This window comes from Capnocytophaga leadbetteri (genome assembly GCF_003054025.1).
Taxonomy (GTDB): Bacteria; Bacteroidota; Bacteroidia; order Flavobacteriales; family Flavobacteriaceae; genus Capnocytophaga; species Capnocytophaga leadbetteri.
Genome location: NZ_QBKG01000002.1, coordinates 54086 through 75271 on the forward strand (window position 1 = coordinate 54086; position 21186 = coordinate 75271).

A 21186-nucleotide genomic window follows, 5' to 3' on the forward strand; every position below is an offset into this window, starting at 1 on the left:
TTATGTATATCATATCTAAGATATTAACCTTAGCTGGACTTGCTCAAAGTAGAATTATTTCTCTTGAGGTTTGTCTCTATGAAATATTAATGCTATATTTGCACATTCGTGCTAAACCTAACATTATGAAAGTTATGTATATCATATCTAAGATATTAACCTTAGCTGGACTTGCTCAAAGTAGAATTATTTCTCTTGAGGTTTGTCTCTATGAAATGACATTTCCCTTATAGTTTTTCATATAAGGCTATAGGATTTCTCCTAACCAAAAAACACAATAGTTCGGCTATTTCACTACTCTTATATTTTCAACCTTGTATTCTAAAATCTCTGCAAATATACAACTAAAAACCAAAAAGGCAAGCCTAGGCTTGCCCTTTTAGTTCTTTATTTTGAAAGATACATCTTCCTCCTCGTATAAATCTCATAGAAAGCATCATCTTTAAGGCTATCTATAAACAAGATGCTTTCGCCAGTAGATTTCATTTCAGGTCCTAGCTTCTTATCTACATTCGGGAATTTGTTGAACGAGAACACAGGTTGCTTGATAGCAAAGCCCTCTAAGTGCGGATTGAAATGGAAATCAGTGAGTTTCTTCTCGCCAAGCATTACTTTGGTAGCGTAGTTTACGTACGGCTCTTGGTAAGCTTTAGAGATAAATGGCACCGTACGAGAGGCACGTGGGTTTGCCTCAATGATATAAACCACATCGTCTTTTACAGCAAACTGCACATTGATAAGCCCTACCGTGTTTAGTGCTAAGGCTATTTTATGAGTATGGTCTTTTATTTGTTGTAACACAAACTCACCCAAGTTGAATGGTGGCAAGGTAGCATTACTATCGCCTGAGTGAATACCACAAGGCTCTATATGCTCCATAATACCAATGATATACACATTCTCGCCATCACAAATAGCATCAGCTTCAGCTTCTATGGCGCCATCGAGATAATGGTCGAGTAGTAGTTTGTTGTTAGGTATCTTGCGTAAGAGGTCTACTACGTGTGCTTCCAACTCTTCTTTGTTGATAACAATCTTCATACCTTGCCCACCCAATACATACGAAGGACGCACGAGTAGCGGAAAGTCAAGTTCATCAGCAAGTTTGAGCGCCTCATCAGCGGTTTCAGCCACACCAAAACGAGGATAAGGAATATTATTCTCTTTCAGCAGGGTTGAAAAACTACCTCTATCTTCTGCCAAGTCAAGCGACTGGAAGCTAGTACCTATAATTTTAATCCCATATTTATCTAATTTCTCAGCCAATTTCAAGGCTGTTTGTCCGCCAAGCTGTACAATTACTCCCTCTGGCTTTTCGTGTTGAATAATATCATAGATGTACTCCCAGAACACAGGCTCAAAATAGAGTTTGTTAGCCGTATCAAAGTCGGTAGAAACAGTCTCAGGGTTGCAGTTGATCATTATGGTTTCATAACCGCACTCTTCAGCAGCCAATACCCCGTGCACACAGCAGTAGTCGAACTCAATACCTTGCCCTATGCGATTAGGACCTGAACCGAGTACTACCACCTTTTTGCGGTCGGTTACTACGCTGTCGTTAGCTACATATTCCTTGCCGTCAGCGGTGCGTATAGGAGCCTCAAAAGTAGAGTAGTAGTAGGGGGTCTGTGCCTTAAACTCAGCAGCACAAGTGTCTACCAATTTAAACACACGACGTATGTTCAGTTCCTCACGCTTCTTGTGTACCTCACTCTCCCAACAGCCCAGCATATAAGCTATTTGTCGGTCGGCAAACCCTTTTTGTTTGGCTTCAAAAAGGAGTTCTTTAGGTAGGGTGTCTATCTTGTAGCGAGATATTTCTTTTTCGAGCGCACAGAGTTCTTCATATTGTTTGAGGAACCACATATCTATCTTGGTAATTTCGTGTATGCGGCTTAACGGAATACCCATCTGTACCGCATCGTATATTACGAATACCCTATCCCAGCTGGGGTAGGTTAGTTTTTCAATAATCTGTTCGTAGTTCTTATAGCCTTTGCCATCTGCCCCTAAACCATTGCGTTTGATTTCAAGCGATTGAGTTGCTTTCTGCAATGCCTCTTGGAAAGAACGCCCTATACCCATTACCTCACCTACCGACTTCATTTGCAAGCCAATAGTACGGTCAGAACCTTCGAACTTGTCAAAGTTCCAACGCGGTATTTTCACAATCACATAATCCAATGTAGGCTCAAAGAAAGCGGAAGTGGATTTAGTGATTTGGTTTTGCAATTCGTCTAAATGATAGCCAATAGCCAGTTTGGTAGCAATCTTAGCAATAGGATAACCTGTAGCCTTAGAAGCCAAAGCCGAAGAGCGCGATACACGTGGGTTAATTTCAATAGCGATAATATCTTCCTTTTCATCAGGCGATACCGCAAACTGCACATTGCAACCGCCGGCAAAATCGCCTATACTACGCATCATCTTAATAGCCATATCGCGCATACGTTGGAAAGTGCGGTCAGATAGAGTCATCGCAGGAGCTACAGTAATAGAATCCCCCGTGTGGATACCCATAGGGTCCATATTTTCAATGGTACAGATAATGGCCACATTGTCGTTCTTGTCGCGCAAAAGTTCGAGCTCGTATTCCTTCCAGCCTAAAAGGGCTTTATCGATAAGCACCTCGTGGATAGGCGAGGCTTCCAAACCGCGATTGAGGAGCATATCAAAATCCTCTTTTTTATAGACGATAGAAGCTCCTGTACCGCCCAAAGTAAAAGACGGACGTATTACTAACGGAAAACCAAAGCGTTGTGCGATTTCTTTTCCTTTGAGGAAAGAAGTAGCTGTTTCAGACGGTGCCATTGGGATACCAATCTGGTCAAGCAGTATCCGGAACTTCTCGCGGTCTTCAGTGATTTGTATGGCATCAATATCTACCCCGATGATTTCAACCCCAAAGTCTTTCCAGATACCTTTTTCATCAGCCTCAATACAAAGGTTCAGAGCGGTTTGTCCGCCCATTGTAGGGAGTACAGCATCTATTTCAGGGTGAGCTTTTAGAATTTCCACTAATGATTTAGTAGTGAGAGGTTTCAGATAGACCACATCCGCCATAGAGGGGTCTGTCATAATGGTAGCAGGGTTAGAGTTAATAAGTATGGTTTTGATACCATCTTCGCGCAAAGAGCGCAATGATTGCGAGCCTGAGTAGTCGAACTCGCAGGCTTGTCCGATGATAATAGGTCCTGATCCTATGAGCAGAACACAATGTAGGTCGTTTCTTCTTGGCATTTTATATAGATATTGCTGTGTTTTTATTTTTTCCAAATTTGCTTAGCTTTTTCATATAAGAATAAAGCTCTTTCTTCTATTGTTTTTTCATCCCATTCAGGATATTCTAAGAATTGACTAATAGTCTTAAGTCCTCCTGAATATTCTATCAATCCTCCCTTTTTATTTTTTCCTTTTAGTTTATCTTCCCATTTACTATCTCTTATAGATGAATTTAAAGATTGAGTTATAATCGTTAGGTTACCTAATGTTAATAATTTACGATCTCTATTTATCTCACTTTCTTTAGAAGATAGTTTATCCCAATTATTTCTCCATTTCTTAGGCATTAAATGTTCTAAGCTATACTTGTTTATTCCTAAAAGAGCTGTAGAATCTTTTTCATTTCTAATTTTAGATTCTATAAGATAGAGTATACCTGCTGATTGTTTGTTAATCAATATAGATGTGTTAAAGCCTTTTTCAAGTTCATCATCAGTAGGAAGAAAGTTTACTTTATCATCTCTTTTTTCTATATAATCTAAAAACTCTTGTTTAGATAAAACTCTATTATTTATCAACTTATCAGTAAATAACTGATTGTAGTTTTTAGTGTTAGAATGAGTAATCATTCTTCTCATTATGTAGGTTTCAATAATACCAAATAACTCATTCTTAGTTGTCTCATCCGAAATGTTTCTAAGAATATAAAGAGTATAAGGTATTAATGTAGTGGTGTCTAACCCAAAAATAATAGTATTAATACGGTCTATTCCAAAATCTTGGGTAAGCTCTTCTCCTAATATTTCGTAGTTGAAGTTTTTCTTAAATAGCAAAGCATATTCTTTTATCTCTGATAAAATAGCTTCCTTATTATCATTAAGATAGCTCTTTATAAAGTTTTTATAAGATTCAAAAAGATGCTCTACTTTTGCATATGCATCCTTATCTTCTGCTTTTACTTTAAAATCAGTCTCTTGAATTTTTATTTGTAGATAGGCAAAGAAAAATAGGTCAATAAATGTTCTTCTTAACCGACCTGCAATTATTTCTCTATCCCAATAATTTTTGGTTTCCTCGTCTTTCTCAAAAACTTCTTTCCAATATTCATTATATTTTTCAATATCATCTCTATTGAAAAAATAATTTTTAAGGAGTTCTGCAGTAGTAAGTTTAACTCCTAACGAGTTGATTGTGTCAAAAATTTGTTGCTCATCTTCATCTTGGCTTAGGTCTATTCCTACAAACAATACGTTTGAAAGGATACTATCTAAATTGAGTTTATTTGGAACTAAATTATCTTTAAAGTAATTATAGGCTTGAGTAATGTTGCTTTCACCTTCTAAATCTTTTAACTCTGTTAGTGCTAATATTTCATTGAATGCCTTAATATCATTGTGGTTATGTAATAAGGCATTGCTATTATCTCTTAACTTAAAACTTCTATCGAATGTAGAATTTTCATTTGTTTTTAAGCATAGTACTTTAAAAAAAATATTAAGTGTAGTGAGCCTTTGTTGTCCATCTATCACAGTTCTTTTGTCTCCAATTCTTGCCCCAGTGGTAGTTTCCTGCTGTTTTAATATTACAGATCCTAAAAAGTAAGGTTTGTTAGATTCAGTAATATCTTTCATATCTTCTAATAATCGTTCCCATTGAGGTTGCCCCCATACATAGGCTCTTTGAAAAAAAGGAATCTCTAAAACACGATTCCCATTGAAAATATCATTAATGGTTCTTTTTCCAGCATCCATAGTAATTAAATATTTTGTTTTTGAATTGGAGGTTGTCTAAAAAGTTTTTCGTGTATGCTGACCGTCACTTCTCCCCCTTTGAAGGGGGCAGGGGGGGATGTTAATAATCAGAGTTATAAAAATCTAAATTATATTAACAAGCCTTTTTAAAGGAGAAATAAAACTTTTCGGATACCTCATAAAAAAATAGCTACATCTTTCAAAAGAAAAATATAGCTACTATAATAATAAAGAATATTGTTGCCCTGCGTATCTCTTTCGAGTACTGCCTATCAAAGCACTAAAGAGTGCTAACTGACTCATATTCTTAAAGGTGTTCATTTAACAATTAATAACTGCACATTAAAAAAGAGCGAAAAACGGGTCTCGAACCCGCGACCTCAACCTTGGGAAGGTTGCGCTCTACCAACTGTGCTATTTTCGCTTATTTATGCTGCAAAGGTACAACAAAATTTAATACCTGCAAATTTATACCTGAAAAATTGCACTTACTACTGGAATAGGCGATTTAATTTACCTACATCAGAGGTAGCAAATGTTACAGCTGTTTCCATAGTCAAATATTTTTAAAGGTTATGTAAAAGCAAAAAATCATTACTCTCGTTAGAAAGTAATGATTGTTTGTTCGTACTCGGAGCGGGACTTGAACCCGCACAGGCATTGCTGCCCACTGGATTTTAAGTCCAGCGTGTCTACCGATTCCACCATCCGAGCATCATCGTTATATGTAAGTAACAAAAAAAGAGCGAAAAACGGGGTTCGAACCCGCGACCTCAACCTTGGCAAGGTTGCGCTCTACCAACTGAGCTATTTTCGCTTGTGTTTTTCAGTAAGTTTGCAGCTGATTTGTTTCTCATTTGCGGTGCAAAGGTACAACAAATTTCAATACCTGCAAATTTTTTCTTACTTTTTTTACAACTTTTTTTGCTTCAAAAAGCTAACTTACATTCTTTCAGGTACTTGTATTCCTAACATTTTGAACGAAGCGGCTATAATTTCGCCTATTTTCTCGCATAAAACTACTCTGAAGTGCAACTTCACCGACTCTTTTTCACCTAAGATGGATACGTTCTGGTAGAAAGAATTGAAGTCTTTTACCAAGTCGTATACGTAATTAGCTATCACAGCAGGACTGTATTCTTCGGCTGCTTCTTGTACAATAGCAGGGAAAAGGGTAATACTTTTTAGCAGAGCTTTCTCTTTTTCGTGCAGAGTGTCAGGCATAGCTGTGCTGTCTGCGACTCCCATTTCGGTGTATTTGCGCAAAATCGACTGTATACGCGCGTAAGTGTATTGTACAAAAGGACCTGTATTCCCTTGGAAGTCGATAGACTCTTTAGGGTCAAAGAGAATGCGCTTCTTAGGGTCTACCTTTAGTATATAATATTTTAGTGCCCCTAAGCCAATGGTGTGGTATAGAGCTTCTTTTTGCGCTTCGGTATAGCCGTCGAGTTTGCCGAGTTCTTGCGAAATCTCTTTGGCGGTTTGCTCCATTTCGGCTATAAGGTCGTCAGCATCTACTACAGTGCCCTCGCGACTCTTCATCTTACCGCTTGGCAGGTCTACCATACCATAGCTGAGGTGGTATAAGTGCGAAGCCCAATCGTATCCTAACTTATTGAGTATCAGAAAAAGTACTTTGAAGTGATAATCCTGCTCATTACCTACCGTATATACCATTCCCTTTACATCGGGGTAGTCTTTCACGCGTTGGGTAGCAGTTCCCATATCTTGGGTAATGTATACCGAAGTGCCATCAGCACGTAGTACCAACTTCTCGTCCAATCCATCAGCGGTAAGGTCGCACCATACCGAGCCGTCTTCTTTTTTGAAGAAAACACCCTGTGCTAATCCTCTCTCTACAATGTCCTTCCCTAATAAATAGGTGTTGCTTTCGTAGTAATACGAGTCGAAATCTACCCCTAAATTCTTATAAGTCACCGCAAAACCATCGTACACCCAGCCGTTCATCTTTTTCCAAAGCGATATTACTTCAGGGTCGCCGGCTTCCCATTGGCGCAACATCTCCTGAGCGGCTACAAATATAGGGGCTTGCTTTTCAGCTTCCTCTTTGCTTTTTCCTTCGGCTATCAGTTGCTGAATTTCCTCCTTATAAGCCTTGTCAAAAGCCACGTAGTAGTTGCCTACCAGCTTATCGCCTTTTAAACCAGTGCTTTCAGGGGTTTCGCCGTTGCCAAAGCGTTGCCACGCAATCATCGATTTGCAGATGTGTATCCCTCTATCGTTGATGATTTGGGTTTTGTACACTTTGTGTCCAGCAGCTTTTAGTATTTCAGCTACCGAATACCCCAAAAGGTTGTTGCGTATATGCCCTAAGTGCAGCGGTTTGTTAGTGTTAGGCGATGAATATTCTACCAAAATCGCCTCTTTACTGTTGGGGGTAGCCAAACCAAAGTGCTTATTTTCTCTGATTTGATTTAAGAAATCGATGTAATAACTGTCGGCTATCACAAGGTTCAAAAAACCTTTAATAACGTTGAAATCGCTAACTAAATTGCCAGCGTGTTTTTTCAGATAATCACCTATTTGTTCGCCAATCTGCACAGGATTTCCTTTGATATGGCGCAATAAAGGGAATATCACAAGGGTAATATCACCGGTGAAATCTTTGCGAGTCTGCTGTAGTTCAACGGTTTCTAAATCAATGTGGTACAACTGCTGTACTGCTTGAATAATATGCTGTTTTAAAGTGTCTTGTAAAGTAAGCATCGATATTGTCTTTGTTTTAAAGGTGCAAAGGTAATAATAATTTGCCAATTTGTCAATTTGTCGATTGGTCAATCAGTTCAAACACACAAAAGTCTGCTCATTCTTCCCAGCCTTCCCAATCCTCCCAGCCCTCCCAGCTCTCCCATATTTTTTATATACACTTACACCGAAGGATGAGCGAACAATAAGCGAAGGATAAGCGAACAATAAGCATCAATTTAGCATCAGCTAATTGACAAATTTCCCCGCGTATTCTGCGATAACATTTTTGTCGAAATAAGGTTCTTCATCTATATGCAGTAGCACTGGTAGTTGGGTTTTATGCAGAATAAATGACTCAGTTGAAGGGTTAGGCGTACCGCTGAATACAATGCCATACACATCTAAACCTCTGTGCTTTAAGGCTTCATAAGTGAGTAGCGTATGGTTGATACTGCCTAAGTAATGGCGCGATACTAGTACGATTTTATCGGTAGGGCGGAGTAGGTCTAGCATCGTGTCGTCTTCATTTAGCGGTACAAAAAGCCCACCAGCAGCCTCTATCACCAAGTGGTTGTCGGTCTCAGGGCGCACTATCTTAGATAGTTCTATGCGAATGCCATCCAATTCAGCTGAAAGGTGCGGACTGGCAGGGGTATGAAGAGCATAACTATTGGGGTGGAAAACAGTGCGTGTGTTAGAGATAAGTCGGCGTACTTTGTCGGTGTCTGAATTGTCTAAATCACCTGACTGTATGGGCTTCCAATAGTCAGCTTCAAGAGCTTCGGTAAGGATAGCCGAAACGATGGTTTTTCCTACTTCGGTAGAAATACCTACTACAAAATAAGTGTCTTTTTTCTTCATTTTGATTGTTTTTTTTGATTTTTCAGAAAGCAAAATTAGTAGTAAAAAATTAAATAACCATCGTCAGTACAAAAAAATGTTAAAAATATTTTAAATATAATTTGCAAGATTTGGTAAAAGTTCCTACATTTGTAGCTCGAAAATAACCTTCGGGAAGAGCATTTCCCGACCTAAATAACAGTATATATGAAAGTTACAGTAGTAGGAGCTGGTGCAGTAGGTGCCAGCTGTGCAGAGTACATCGCTATTAAGGACTTTGCTTCTGAAGTAGTATTAATTGACATCAAAGAAGGTTTTGCTGAAGGTAAAGCTATGGATTTGATGCAAACTGCCTCTCTTAACGGGTTTGATACTCGTATCGTAGGGGTAACTAATGATTATGCTAAAACTGCTGGTAGTGATGTAGCAGTGATTACCTCTGGTATTCCTCGCAAGCCTGGTATGACACGCGAAGAGCTTATCGGTACCAATGCTAACATCGTAAAATCAGTAGTAGAACAGTTGGTGAAATATTCACCAAACGTCATTGTAATCGTAGTGAGCAACCCTATGGACACTATGGCTTATTTGGTACACAAAGCTACTAACTTGCCTAAAAACCACATCATCGGTATGGGTGGTGCACTTGATAGTGCTCGCTTCAAATATCGTTTGGCTGAAGCGCTAAACAGTCCTATTTCAGACGTAGATGGTATGGTAATCGCTGCACATAGCGATAGTGGTATGCTACCACTTACTCGTTTGGCAAGCTACCGCGGAGTGCCTGTTACCGAATTCCTTTCAGTTGACCGCCTCAACCAAGTAGCCGAAGATACTAAAGTAGGAGGAGCTACCCTTACTAAATTATTGGGTACTTCAGCTTGGTATGCACCAGGAGCAGCAGTTTCAGCTTTAGTACAAGCTATTGCTTGCGACCAAAAGAAACTTTTCCCTTGCTCAGTATTACTCGAAGGCGAATACGGCGAAAAAGACGTATGCGTAGGTGTACCTGTAATTATAGGTAAAGACGGTATTGAGAAGATTGTAGAAGTAAAACTCAACGATGCTGAAAAAGCAAAATTTGCTGAAAGTACTGCCGCTGTACGCGAAGTAAACAAAGCGTTAGCTGGCGTGTTGTAAGATTTTTGTAATCATAATAGAAAAATAGGCTGTCCTAATAACAAGGGCAGCCTATTTTTTGTATCATAATCATTAGCATTACCACGAAATAAATACGCCCCCAGTGGTCACTAAGTACATCTTTTTTATAGGCACGATAGGCTTGGTATGCTGAATGAGTTGGTAAGAAAGCCATATACCAAGATTTTTAGTGATATGATGCTTTAGTTGTAAATCGTAGGCAAAACGTGGATTTGCGATATTGCTATCTAAGCGCGAATGCATATAACCGCTGGTGGTAAGCTGCCACTTCTCGCTGAAGAGTATTTTGAAGCCTATAGCTAAGCGGGATTTGAGGGAGCGATGGTGCAGAGTGATATTTTCGCCTGTATACTTAGGTACACCGTCCATATTCCATTTTTCGTATTCATAAAAAAAACCGAGTCCGCTAGTCAGGATAAAATGCTCTGATTGTATAAGTCTATACCTCGACTGCATACCCGAGGCTATCCGCAACAGCAACCCCCGTGTAGGCGACCATACCACTTCGGCAAACGGATAAACCTCTAAGCGTGGTTTTACTAAATAGCGATATTCCATATGTAGAAAACCATTGCTGACGTTTACAGTATTGCCAAAAGCAGTAATCTCTAATTGGTTGATAAGGGTAATAGCTTTTTTCTTCTGAAGTAGCCAACTAACATTCGCGTTATTTTTAAAACTGAAGAAGTTTTCTTTTTCAGTTTTGAAGTTGAGTTCAGGCGCAACAGAGCCTTGCCAAGAGCGGGTGGTATCAATTACCGTAGCGAGACTCTCGGTAAATATAATCTGTGCGCGCAAGGGTAGGAGGGGGCACAGTAGGTTAAATAGTAAGCAGTAGCGTAAGAAGGTCATATATTTACTATTTGGGCACGGTCGGCTTGGCTATAAGCCCACGGTGCTCCGTTATTCTCTATATTGGTCATCATAGCATTTAGCTCGGTAGGAGCAGCTGATTGCTCCATTACTGAGTATTGGCGCAGCTCCATAATAATACTCACCGGACTGATGCTCACAGGGCAGGCTTCAGCACAAGCATTGCAAGTGGTACAAGCCCATAGCTCTTCCGCCGTGATGTAATCGCCTAATAGCTGTTTGCCATCATCTTCAAACTTGCCATGCTTATCGATGTTCTTACCAACTTCTTCTAAGCGGTCGCGGGTTTTCATCATAATGGCACGAGGGGAGAGCTTCTTGCCGGTAAGGTTTGCCGGACACTCATCAGTGCAACGTCCGCACTCAGTGCAAGTGTAAGCACTCATCAGCTGTACCCACGTAAGGTCGGCTACATCTGAAGCCCCAAACTTTTCAGGAGGGGTAGTGTCTTGGGCAGCAAAAGGGTCGGCAGTAGGGTCTAACATTAGTTTTACCTCACGTGTTACCGTAGGATTTACCTTCAGCGCTCCTAAAGGTTGAATAGAGGCGTAGTAGGTATTAGGAAATGCTAATAATATGTGTAGATGTTTAGAGTAGTATAAGTAGTTTAAGAAGCACAAAACTCCGATGATATGCAACCACCAACAGCTGCGCTCTATCGCTATAAGAGTAGGTACAGAGGCGTATCGGAAAAGAGGTACTATGTATTGGCTGATGCCGAAAGCTCCTGTAGAAACGTAGTGAGGAACGTGTAGGGCTTGTAGTTGGGTATCGGCAGCGTTCATTAGCAGAAACAGACTCATCATCACCATTTCGGCGTAGAGAATGTTGTTAGCATCTTTCTTAGCCCACCCTTTTAGTTCAGTTTTCTGAAAACGAGGTAGTTTTAATATATTACGCCGTATCCAGAAAGTGATAACAGCTATGATAACTAAAAGAGCTAACCCCTCAAAAGCAGTGATTAAGAAGTAGTACCAAACTCCTAAGCTAGCAAATATACGGTGAGAGTCTGTAAGTCCGTCAATGATGATTTCTAAAAGCTCTATGTTGATAATCAAGAAGCCTGCATATACTATAAGGTGTAGTACGGCTACTATGGGGCGCACTAACATCTTTTGTTGCCCAAAGGCTATACGCAGCATATTCTTTAGGCGTTCGCGTTTGTGGTCGGTTACTACCTCAGGGCGACCTAAACGTATGTTGCGTATGAGTTTGCGTATATTATAAATGAAAAAGCCTCCTCCTATACAGAGAAGTATCGCAAATACTATGTTAGGGAGGAAGCTCATTATACGTTTATATTATTCTGATTTTTCTTCGTCTTGAGGTTCGTATACTTTAGCTTTTTTGCCAAAGATAGAGAAATGTACATAGCGCTTAGGGTTTAGACGGAAGTCTTGTAGCAATAGCTCTAACTGTTTAGCAGACTTGTCTAAGTCTTTGTATAGCGCTTCGTCTTTCATCAGTTTGCCTATAGTGCCTTTGCCCCCTTCTATATCGGCTAAAAGAGTATTAAGGTTGTTGAGAGTAGTTTGAGCATCAGCTATAACCTTGTTAAGTTCAGCTTCTGATAGTTCGCCAGATACTTTAGCTAAATCAGTAGTGATTTTATTAGCGTTTTGTAGGGTAGAGCGCAGGTTGCTTTGGCTATCAGCTAACAACTTATTGAGGGTAACTGATGCTTGGTTGAGGTTGCGCATAGTAGTACTGATTTCGGCTATAGCTACTTTTAGGTCGTTAGAGGTTTTAGCATCTAAAATCTTATTTACACCGGTAAGGGTAGTGTCAGCCTGATTGAGTAAGTGGTTTAGTTTTTCTTGAGTAGGCTTAATAGAAGAAGAGATAGACGCAAGCATATCTTCTTGAATACGCGCTTCGAGTACATCGCCTGATACCGCTATAGGGGCATTGTCAAAAGCAGGGATAATCTGAAGTCCAGCGCCGCCTAATAAACTGTTGTACAGCTCGGCTACACTATTTTTAGAGAATGAAAAATCGTCAGAACACTCCATAGTGATTTTGATTCTTGCTGTTTTCTCTTCTAAATCAACAGCTTCAACACTACCTACTTTAACTCCGTTTACAGTTATTTGAGTACCTGTTTTTAGTCCGCCTGAATGAGGAAAGTAAGCGTAATAGATATTGGTTTTCTTAAATATAGATTTTGATTTTAGGAAGTTAAATCCTACGAAAAAAGCAGCAATACCTGCTATTACTATAATGGCTGTTTTTACTTCTTTTGATAATTTCATCAGTTTTTATTTATAGGTTCTATTTTTCTATTTGTTTAGCTTTCTCTATAGTGATTCGTTTCCCAAGATAAAAAGCCGCTATGTAAGCATCTTTGTAGCCTTTTTTTTTAGCATTGCTCAGTAGGGTAAGAGCCTCTTTGTGTCGTTTAGCATTGCCGTAATAATACACATATACCTTACCGTCTTTTTCTGTTGAAATAGGCGAGAGCCCTTTGAAGTTAAACGGCTTAGCTTCCAAGCGTTTGGGGCTAGACGAAATTTGCACTTTGTAAGATACACTCCCCTTTTCGGTAGGGTGGTTTGCAGGCTGTTTTCTGCCTGTGCCGTGTACTGATACAGTGTCGCTAGGCGCTACGTATGAACTTTGCCCTTGTATCCATTTTTTATAGGTTAGGATAGCTGTAGCAATGTTTTCGGCAAACTCTTCTTGCCCTTTTTCTGAGGTTAAGAACTTTCGCTCTTCGTTACTAGTAAGAAAGGCCGTCTCGATAAGTATACTTGGCATATAGGTTTGGTGCAGCACTATGAAGCCTGCTTGGCGCACTCCTCTGTTGGCGCGCTTCATAACCCCTGTTAGCTGACTTTGCACTATCTTAGCCAATTGTATGCTTTGCTCTAAAAACTCTTCTTGCATAATAGAGAGCCCAATAATCGACTCGGGAGAGTTGATATTGTACTGGGCATACTTCTTCTTGTAATCATCTTCTAAATAGATTACTGAGTTTTCAGCCTTAGCTACCTCGAAGTTTTGTTCGTTAGCATTCAACCCCAATACATAAGTTTCAGTTCCCTCTACTTGTGTTTCGTGGGCGTTGCAGTGTATCGATACGAATACATCTGCTTTGTTTTTGTTGGCGATAGCTCCTCGCTCGTATAGGTCGATAAGCTCATCGGTTTTGCGGGTGTAAATAACCTTGATGTCAGGGTGAGCTTCTAATTTCTTTCCTACCAGAAGGGCTATTTTTAGCACTACGTCTTTCTCATAAATAGTTTTATTGACTACCTTACCAGGGTCTTTTCCTCCGTGCCCTGCGTCTAAAACTACTTTGAAAACAGGTGTCTTCTGAGCATACCCACTTAGGGGAATAGCCCAGCATAACCAGAAAAGTATGAGGCGTAAAAGTTTCATCAATTAGTTTTTTGTTTTAATTGGGGGCAAAGATAACGGTTTTAGCTTACAATGCCAAACTTCCCTACATATTTAACTGATTATTAACGCTTCAAATTCTTCTTCACTTATCATTTTTACCCCTAAACTTTCGGCTTTTTCTTTTTTGCTAGGCCCCATATTATCGCCTACTATTACATAGCTGGTTTTAGATGAGATAGACGAACCTACTTTGCCACCGTGTTGCTCTATAAGGGTTTTGAGTTCATCGCGTGAATGTAAGTGGAATACCCCTGACACTACAAAAGTGAGACCCTTTAGCTTGTCGGTCTGCCCTTCGGTAGCCTGCTCGCTTAGGGCAAACTGTAGTCCGTAGCCTTTTAGACGCTCTATAAGGGCACGGTTATAGGCATCGGCAAAGAAACTCACTACACTGCTAGCTATCTGGTTGCCTATTTCGTCTACTTCTATTAGCTGTTCTACCGTAGCTGCTTCGAGGGCTTCTATGGTTTTGTAGTGGCGTGCCAATTTTTTGGCAACAGTCTCGCCTACATATCTGATACCTAAGGCAAAAAGCACCCTCTCAAACGGTATTTCTTTTGACTTTTCAATGCCTTTTACTATGTTTTCAGCACTCTTTTGTGCCATACGCTCTAAAGGTAGCAGTTTGGCAACAGTTACTTCGTAGAGGTCGGCGTAAGTGTGTATGATACCAGCCCTAAAGAGTAGTTCTACTGTTTCCTCGCCCAAGCCCTCTATGTCCATTGCTTTGCGCGAAATAAAGTGCTGTATCTTACCTGTGATTTGGGGCGGACAGCTATTGCTATTGGGGCAGTAGTGCTGTGCTTCGCCTTCGTTGCGCACTAAAGCTGTGCCACACTCAGGACAATGGGTGATGTATTGGACTTTTTCCGCATTGGCTTCGCGTTTTTCTAAATTCACCCCTACTATTTTAGGGATAATCTCTCCGCCTTTTTCTACATATACTGAGTCGCCTATGTGTATGTCGAGTTTTTCTATTTGGTCGGCATTGTGCAGCGAGGCCCGCTTCACGATAGTACCGGCTAAAAGTACGGGCTGTAAGTTGGCTACAGGCGTAATAGCCCCTGTGCGCCCCACTTGGTAAGAGATACTCTCTAAAAGGGTATCTACTTGCTCGGCTTTGAACTTGTAAGCCATCGCCCAGCGCGGTGATTTAGAGGTGTAGCCTAATTCTTCTTGCTGTGCTATGCTGTCTACTTTCACCACTACACCGTCGGTTTCGTAGGGTAGGGTATGGCGCTTGCTATCCCATTCGTTGATAAAGTTCATAACTTCGGCAGTTGAATGGCATAGTTTAGAGATGTTGGGCACTTTGAACCCCCAAGAACGTGCTTTTTCTAAGCCCTCAAACTGACTCTTTATGCCTGTGTCGCCTACTAAAAAGTATAACAAGCAGTCTAAGCCGCGTTTAGCTACTTCGGCAGTGTCTTGCAGTTTGAGGCTTCCGCTGGCGGTATTGCGCGGATTCATAAAAGGGTCTTCGCCTGCAGCAACGCGCTCTTTGTTGAGTGCTTCAAAAGCCTTTTTAGGCATTACTATTTCGCCGCGGATATAGAAACGCTCAGGATAATCGCCTTTTAGCTGTAGAGGCACTGAACCGATAGTACGCACATTGGCAGTGATATCGTCGCCTTGAATACCATCGCCACGGGTAGTAGCTTGCTTGAGTTTGCCATTCTCGTAGAGCAAATCAATAGAAGCACCGTCATACTTTAGTTCGCAAGTGAAGTTGATTTGGTCACTGCCTAAAGTCTTGATGATACGTTGTTCCCATTCTTCTAAATCTTCTTTAGAATAAGAGTTGTCTAACGAGTACATACGATACTCGTGCACCACTGTAGGGAAGTTTTTGGTGATAGTACCCCCCACGCGTACCGTAGGCGAGTTCTCGTCGTAATACTCGGGGTGCGCTTGCTCTAATGCCTGTAGCTCTTTGAGTTTTTGGTCGAACTCAAAGTCGGAAATAGTAGGCGTGTCGAGCACGTAATAATTGTAATTATGCTGATTAAGCTCCTCGCGAAGCTGCTGTATTTTTTCTTTCATTAGCGTCATTATTAATACTTTCAAATTCAGATTTGGTAATGATGTATATCAAAGCTAACCAATTTTATCGTAAGATACGGTCTGGTTCTTTGTTTTTCTCCCATTTTAGGTCAGAAAGCATTGAGGCTTTGATACCAATAAAGAAGTACCAAGAGGTGCGGTAACCAAAAGGGGTGAATTGAAAACTCATTTTGAAACTGTTCAGGTCGCGCTCGAAACGGAGCTGGGTGTATGTAAAACCTTTGTTTACAAAGTCGTAACCGCTTGAGAGTCCTACTTGCCACTTAGGGGTGAGCGACACATTGCCCGAGAACATCAGCGAGTTATTAGAAATCATACTTTCGCGCGCTTGATTGCTGTAAGTGAGCGAGTGCGCAAGCGTTAAATCCCAAGGGATAGTAGCCTGATAGAACTTTTGCTTTTCGTCTCCGTCTTTCTCCTCTTTCTTATCGCCAATATGCTGCACATCATTTAGCGGCTTAGAAGACCCAAATAGGTCGTCAGTACGTCCGCCCGATACATTACCGGTACTCTTTTTATCCTTGCTGTTTTTGTCTTTCTTGTCCTTTTTGTCTTTGTTAGAGAAAGAATAGTTAGTAGAAATATTGGCATTGGTCAGCCTAAAGAGACTACCGCCATTGTTGATATTCCACTTTTCCATTTGTCGCCCGTTGTTGTCGATAGCGTACGGGTTGAGAGTGGCACCAAAATTAACCCCTAACTTGCCATTGAACAAAGCAGTACCTCCTGTAACGTTCACCGGACTGAATTGCTTGGTTATCACATTGTAGTTAGAGCTGAAGTTGAGGCTGTTTAGCAGCATAACCTTTCGTGGAGCTGTTTCGGCACTGTCTTTTTGCTTCATCTTAGCCTCGAAAGTGTTAGCAAGCGAAAAGCCTATTGACTGCGATTCGTGTAGTCCTGGGGTGCCATAGATACCCCCTTCGAAGCGCGAGTATTGCATACGATTGCCGTACGCATCGGCTATGTAATAATCGTAATACTGGTCGAATGATGGGGTGTAGCCATAGCTTACTGAAGGGCGCATCACGTGACGGATAGCTTGTATGGCTGCTCCTTTTTTGAAGCGGAAAGTACCATAAATGGTAGTTCCTAAGCTAGCCCCTAAGTTGTACGTCATAAAACGGTCGAAGCCGCTAAGGGTATCGATACCTACCTTGCCAATAGTGCTATTGAAGTTGTTTTTGCGTATGGTTTTGAATTGCCAAGTTTCGTTAATAGATGAGTTGAGCCCTAAGGTGATGTATTTCATCAGTTTAGCAGTAGTGCTAATCGGGATAGAATGTTGCACCCCATTGCGCGCCTCGTTGAACATTTTCTTTGAAAAGAAAAGGCTATCGTAGGTAGCAAAACGGTTGTCAGCCTGCATACTATACTGTAAGTTCAAACTCTTGATAAGTCCTTTTTTGGTTTCGCCCTCTTTGGCAAAAGGGTAAATACGCTCTACGCTTCCGCGCAGCGAAGGCAGGGTCATATCTATACTTTTGGTATTCGTATTCTGTGAGTGCGATGCCGATACTGACAAGTTCACCGAAGGCGATGAGGGGAAAGTCTTAGAGTATGACACTGACGACATCATCGTGTTGTTTAGGAAGTTAGAGGTATTGGCTTGGTTATACGACTCTTGGTAGTACCTACTATTGCTCGACAGGTTTACAGAGGCTGAAAAGTTAGAGTTAGGGTTTGCCTTGCTGTCCTTGCTGTGCGTCCACTGTATGCTGTACATCTGGCTGCCCGAATAGTCGGGTAAGCCCCTCATACTGTAGATGTTATTCTCATAAGTAAGGTTGAAACTACCTGTGTATCGATAGCGCTTCACATAGGCCGATTGAGCTCGCAATCCGTAGCTACCATTAGTGTAATAATCGGCTGTGAGAGCAAGGTCGAAATTATTGCTAACTACAAAGTAATAGCCTATGTTCTGAAGGAAATAACCGCGGTTATTCACCTCGCCAAAGGTAGGAAAGATAAGCCCTGAAGAGCGCCCCGATACCATAGGGTAATAAGCAAACGGAATGGCGATAGGGGTAGGGATATCGACTATATACATATTGCTGAAGCCTGCGATAATCTTCTTTTTAGGTACGAACTTAGCTTTGTATACTTTGATGTAATAATCAGGGTCGTCGAGGTCTTCGGCCGTAGTAATGATGGCGTTGCGCATAAAGTAAGTAGAGTCGTTCTCTTTCTTGATGATTTCGCCCTTTACGTTGTTTTCGTCCTGCTTAGTGTAGGCATTGCGGATAATCGCCTTTTGGTTGCGATAGTTGAAGCGGATAGAGTCCGGCTCAATAACATCATTCCCTTGCTTGAATACAGGGTGCTGGCTGTACTCACCAAGACTATCTTTTAGTCGCCCCGCATATACTTCACCTTTTTGGAAGTTGATAACATCTATCCCTGCAGTAATATCAATATCAGTATATTGCACATTGGTTTCGTTGTGCAAGATGATTTCGTGGGTAGCTTTGTTGAAGACGATACTATCTTTAGCCTTGTATTTTACCACATCCTCTAAAGCACCTTTAGGTTTTTTGATAGTGTCTTTTTTCTTGAGGGTATCAACCTTAGCCTTAGGCTTTTGAGGTTTGGGTCTCCTGCCGCGCAGTTGGACAGGCAACTTAGGAGTTAAGCTATCTTTTTTGAGAGTATCGGTTATAGAAAAAGGATATTCATACTGAAAACTGCCCTTTCTAAAGGCAAAAGTTTCAGCGTACCAAAAGCAAGAAGTAATTACTAATAAGCTAATAATGAATGTTATGGTGCGTTTATACTGTTGCAAAGTCTTTTCTGATTTTGATGTATTTTGAGGGCTCAAAAGTACGACTTTTTTTTGAATTGAGAGTTATTTTTGGGGATTTTTTGAATGACAAGCAGGGAAGACTGGGAGGTATAGGAGGGCTGAGAGGGCTGGGAGTAGGATATTTTTATGGGTTAGGGTGGTTTAATAGACGTTTATTTTTCGGTAAACCTTCGCTTATCTTTCGGTGTTCGTATATTGTAAGTATATCTGAAGTAAAGGGAAGGAGTAAAAGAAATATTTTCTGCTGTGGTCATTTGTTATTTGATAATTATTTACTATCTTTGCAAAAATAAATTAACTAATATGAGTGCTATTGTAGCAATAGTGGGGCGCCCTAATGTAGGTAAGTCGACCTTTTTTAATCGTTTGATAAAACGCCGTGAGGCGATAGTTGATGCCGTAAGCGGCGTAACCCGTGACCGCCATTATGGCAAAACGGATTGGAATGGTGTGGAGTTTTCGGTTATCGATACAGGAGGGTATTTGGCCGGTGGCGATGATACCTTTCAGAAAGAAATTGATAAACAGGTAAATCTGGCTATTGACGAAGCTGATGCCATCATCTTTATGGTGAATGTAGAAGATGGTTTGACCGGTATGGACGAATCGGTAGCTGCCCTATTGCGCAAAAGTAAAAAGCCTGTTTTTGTGGTAGTTAATAAGGTGGATAGCAATAACCGCCGCGATGATGCCCACGAATTTTACGCTTTAGGCTTTGAGCATTTGTTTTCTATATCGAGCATTAATGGTAGTGGGACAGGCGACTTGTTAGACGAGTTGGTGAAGAGCCTACCTGAAAAAGAACAGAAAGAAGAGGAAAATTTGCCACGCTTTGCTGTAGTGGGGAGACCTAATGCGGGTAAATCGTCATTTATCAATGCGCTTATAGGGGAAGACCGCTATATAGTGACCGATATAGCAGGGACTACTCGCGATGCTATTGATACGAGATACAACCGCTTTGGTTTTGAGTTTAACTTGGTAGATACGGCTGGTATTCGCCGTAAATCGAAGGTTAAAGAAGACCTTGAGTTTTACTCAGTGATGCGCTCTATTCGCGCTATTGAGCACTCTGACGTGTGTATACTGATGCTCGACGCGACACGCGGCTTTGAGAGTCAGGATGCTAATATCTTTTGGCTTGCCCAACGCAACCGCAAAGGTATAGTGATATTAGTTAATAAATGGGATTTGGTAGAGAAAGAGAACAATACGGCTAAGGCTTACGAGGCTGCCATTCGCAAAGAGATAGAACCTTTTACTGATGTGCCTATTATCTTTGTGTCAGCCCTTAATAAACAGCGTATTTACAAGGCGATAGAGACGGCAGTAGAGGTGTATAACAACCGCACTAAGCGCATTCCTACTCGTCAGCTTAACGAGGTGATGTTGCCAATAATAGAGAACTATCCGCCACCTGCTATCAAAGGTAAATATGTGAAGATAAAGTTCTGTACCCAATTGCCTACACCGATGCCGCAGTTTGCTTTTTTTGCTAATCTGCCGCAGTATGTAAAAGACCCTTATAGGCGTTTTATTGAGAATAAACTCCGTGAAAACTTTGATTTTAAAGGAGTTCCTATTGATGTGTATTTCAGACAGAAGTAATGAATCATCTTTTAGAAGATAATAAGCTAAAGATAGATGCTTTGTGCCAAAACCACAAGGTAAAGACCTTATACGCTTTTGGTTCGGTACTTACTCCAAAGTTTAATGAAAATAGCGATATAGATTTGATAGTGGATTTTAAACAGCAAGATGTATCGGAATACGCGGCTAACTATTTCAATTTAAAATTTGCTTTACAAGCTATTTTCAACCGAGAGATTGATTTATTAGAGGCAAAAGCGGTTAAAAATCCTTATTTTTTAGCGCATATTAATTCAAAAAAACGACTTATTTATGCAGATTGAAGTAAAGGTTTGGTTATATGATGTGCTTAATGCTATTGTTGAGATAGAAAGTTATTTTGAAGAACATACTACTTTTGAAGAATTTAAAAGTGATTTGAAAACTAAAAGAGCTATAGAAAGAAATATTGAGATAATAGGAGAAGCTATGAATCGTATTTTGAAGAAAGATAGTGAGATTCAGATAACACAAGCACGTCAGATAGTAGATGTTCGCAATAGAATTATACACGGTTATGATACTGTTTCTGATGAAATTATTTGGGCAATAGTATGGCAGTATATACCAGTACTTCAAAAAGAAGTCTCTAACTTATTAGAAGAGTGAAATGTTCTTTAGAAGAATAAAAAAGTTTTTGTATGAAACAAGAGATACCGGCAGCGGCTTTAAATGAAATATTTTATAATGCGATGTAGAGAGCACGGCGCGAAAACCGTGCTTTAGGGC

General features: G+C 40.6%; 14 protein-coding genes and 3 tRNA genes. 4 read left to right on the forward strand and 13 right to left on the reverse strand.

All coding sequences use genetic code 11. The annotated features are described in order from the left end of the window. Positions 1-387: 387 nt before the first annotated feature. The 7 genes from carB to bioD all read right to left on the reverse strand — a co-directional run bounded on the left by carB (position 388) and on the right by bioD (position 8546). Complete coding sequence (gene carB, locus C8P65_RS03140) at positions 388-3240, reverse strand: carbamoyl-phosphate synthase large subunit (protein WP_107781518.1); 2853 nt, start codon at positions 3238-3240, stop codon at positions 388-390. Positions 3241-3263: 23 nt separating this feature from the next. Beyond that, positions 3264-4973: a DUF262 domain-containing protein gene (locus tag C8P65_RS03145; RefSeq protein WP_107781246.1), complete on the reverse strand. Its 1710-nt coding sequence runs from the start codon at positions 4971-4973 to the stop codon at positions 3264-3266. 351 nt (positions 4974-5324) lie between these two features. Further along, a tRNA-Gly gene (locus C8P65_RS03150) sits at positions 5325-5397 on the reverse strand. Positions 5398-5601: 204 nt separating this feature from the next. Then, a tRNA-Leu gene (locus C8P65_RS03155) sits at positions 5602-5687 on the reverse strand. A gap of 30 nt (positions 5688-5717) precedes the next feature. Then, positions 5718-5790 (reverse strand) — tRNA-Gly (locus tag C8P65_RS03160). Positions 5791-5915: 125 nt separating this feature from the next. Then, complete coding sequence (gene argS / locus C8P65_RS03165; protein WP_107781248.1) at positions 5916-7703, reverse strand: arginine--tRNA ligase; 1788 nt, start codon at positions 7701-7703, stop codon at positions 5916-5918. A 228-nt stretch (positions 7704-7931) separates the two neighbouring features. Next, positions 7932-8546, reverse strand: coding sequence for a dethiobiotin synthase (gene bioD, locus C8P65_RS03170; RefSeq protein ID WP_107781250.1), 615 nt, complete (start codon positions 8544-8546; stop codon positions 7932-7934). A gap of 186 nt (positions 8547-8732) precedes the next feature. Here bioD and C8P65_RS03175 point away from each other — a divergent pair, with 186 nt between their 5' ends. After that, entirely contained in the window at positions 8733-9665 is a 933-nt protein-coding gene (locus C8P65_RS03175; protein ID WP_107781252.1) for a malate dehydrogenase, read from the forward strand. Positions 9666-9743: 78 nt separating this feature from the next. On the opposite strand, the gene C8P65_RS03180 is transcribed toward C8P65_RS03175, so the two are convergent. The 6 genes from C8P65_RS03180 to C8P65_RS03205 form a co-directional block, all read right to left on the reverse strand. Next, a complete protein-coding gene (locus C8P65_RS03180) occupies positions 9744-10538 on the reverse strand; it encodes a DUF481 domain-containing protein (protein ID WP_107781254.1) in 795 nt (264 codons plus the stop codon). Further along, on the reverse strand, positions 10535-11848 hold the full coding sequence (locus C8P65_RS03185) for a 4Fe-4S dicluster domain-containing protein (RefSeq protein ID WP_107781256.1): 1314 nt from the start codon (positions 11846-11848) through the stop codon (positions 10535-10537). Before C8P65_RS03185 ends, C8P65_RS03180 begins: the two co-directional genes overlap by 4 nt. A 12-nt stretch (positions 11849-11860) precedes the next feature. Further along, entirely contained in the window at positions 11861-12811 is a 951-nt protein-coding gene (locus C8P65_RS03190; RefSeq protein WP_107781258.1) for an MlaD family protein, read from the reverse strand. 19 nt (positions 12812-12830) lie between these two features. Further along, on the reverse strand, positions 12831-13940 hold the full coding sequence (locus C8P65_RS03195) for an N-acetylmuramoyl-L-alanine amidase family protein (protein ID WP_107781260.1): 1110 nt from the start codon (positions 13938-13940) through the stop codon (positions 12831-12833). A gap of 72 nt (positions 13941-14012) precedes the next feature. Continuing rightward, positions 14013-16004: an NAD-dependent DNA ligase LigA gene (ligA, locus tag C8P65_RS03200; RefSeq protein WP_107781262.1), complete on the reverse strand. Its 1992-nt coding sequence runs from the start codon at positions 16002-16004 to the stop codon at positions 14013-14015. 64 nt (positions 16005-16068) lie between these two features. Next, positions 16069-18807 carry a putative LPS assembly protein LptD gene (locus C8P65_RS03205; protein ID WP_107781264.1) on the reverse strand — a complete coding sequence of 913 codons (2739 nt, stop codon included), beginning with the start codon at positions 18805-18807 and terminating at the stop codon, positions 16069-16071. A 324-nt stretch (positions 18808-19131) separates the two neighbouring features. On the opposite strand from C8P65_RS03205, the gene der reads away from it, so the two are divergent. From der to C8P65_RS03225, 3 genes are read left to right on the forward strand one after another with little or no spacing between them, the layout of a single operon-like run. Next, complete coding sequence (der, locus tag C8P65_RS03215; protein WP_095913139.1) at positions 19132-20436, forward strand: ribosome biogenesis GTPase Der; 1305 nt, start codon at positions 19132-19134, stop codon at positions 20434-20436. Then, the gene (locus tag C8P65_RS03220) at positions 20436-20741 is read left to right on the forward strand and encodes a nucleotidyltransferase family protein (protein ID WP_107781268.1); all 306 of its coding nucleotides are present in this window, start codon (positions 20436-20438) and stop codon (positions 20739-20741) included. The genes der and C8P65_RS03220 overlap by 1 nt, the downstream gene beginning before the upstream one ends. After that, positions 20731-21066 carry a HepT-like ribonuclease domain-containing protein gene (locus C8P65_RS03225; protein WP_107781270.1) on the forward strand — a complete coding sequence of 112 codons (336 nt, stop codon included), beginning with the start codon at positions 20731-20733 and terminating at the stop codon, positions 21064-21066. Before C8P65_RS03220 ends, C8P65_RS03225 begins: the two co-directional genes overlap by 11 nt. Positions 21067-21186: the final 120 nt, after the last annotated feature.